The organism is Syntrophomonas sp. UBA1041 (assembly GCF_002316705.1).
In the GTDB taxonomy this organism is placed as follows: Bacteria; Bacillota; Syntrophomonadia; order Syntrophomonadales; family Syntrophomonadaceae; genus DTU019.
On sequence record NZ_DCEA01000085.1, the window covers coordinates 2,397 to 3,376 of the forward strand.

General features: G+C 46.8%; 2 protein-coding genes. One reads left to right on the forward strand and one right to left on the reverse strand.

Features of this window, described 5'->3' with window-relative positions; genetic code table 11:
* Positions 1-367: hypothetical protein (locus B2633_RS12625; protein ID WP_483171051.1), on the forward strand; the 367-nt coding region annotated here is incomplete at its 5' end.
* A gap of 55 nt (positions 368-422) precedes the next feature.
* Here the strand turns inward: B2633_RS12625 and B2633_RS12630 are convergent.
* Positions 423-932: a flavin reductase family protein gene (locus B2633_RS12630; protein WP_483171053.1), complete on the reverse strand. Its 510-nt coding sequence runs from the start codon at positions 930-932 to the stop codon at positions 423-425.
* Between the last annotated feature and the right edge of the window lie 48 nt (positions 933-980).

The following is a 980-nucleotide window of genomic DNA, read 5'->3' on the forward strand; positions in this document are numbered from 1 at the left end:
ATATAAACCAAACGAGGAGGCTAAGAGCATGGCCACACTAGACAACCGTTATACCACCGGTCCTGTAAGTATCAGCCAAAACGGTAACAATGTCAGAGTTCTGGCGTTGAATAACGGACAGAGAGAACATCAAGCCCGGGTTATCATTTATGATCTCGAACCGGTGCCCAAAACCGTTCTGCTGGATGAAACCTTCACTATCGCACCGAAATCTCAAAACGACATCGAATTTATCGCCAATTTTAATATTTATGAAGTCCAGGTGCAAACCGACAGCTCCAGGGTCTATTTCTGGATCGGCGGACGGGCTGGAAACGAAAACCTGGTAGGCAACGTATTCCTGCACAAAGACTTAATAAAAATCTGATAAGCAGGCCGGGGGGAAGGCTGTATCCTGTAAAACAGGCCAGGTTCTTACCCCCTTAAGCCCGGTTATTGTAATTGGCTACAATCTCACCATAATAGAGCACATGATAGTCCTTGGTTTTGTATAATTTGCTGTCCAATACCGCATCAAAAGCCGCCGGGTCCATAGGATGCTTATACAAAACCCGGCATTCATAGATCAGGCCGCAGTTGTCGATAACCGGACTGGCAATGCTTCTGGCTGGTTTCGCGGCCAGGTCAAAGGCTTCGAATTTGTCGATGTCACGTCCCGATTTGCTCCCTGCGCCAGCCAGGGTTTTTTTAAGATGGCCGTCCAGAGGAACACTTACGGAAAAATCGGGAGCGTCTTTGATCAGCTCATGGGTGTATCGCGAATACCTCACCATAACCATCATAATGGGTTTATTCCAGATATAACCGATTGAGCCCCAGCCGATTGTCATGGTGTTAATCTTATCGCCAGACTTGACCGTCAGAAAAGCGCCTAATGGCAATTGCTTCAGCATATCGGCAACGCCTGTGATGTATTCGGGTTGTACCGTCATATGAGAAATCCCCTTTCAAACATTTGCTTAATTATATTCCAAGCCGGA

Bases quoted from the DNA above. Each gene is read 5' to 3' on its own strand.
- B2633_RS12630 (WP_483171053.1), bottom strand. From the start codon at position 932: ATGACGGTACAACCCGAATACATCACAGGCGTTGCCGATATGCTGAAG.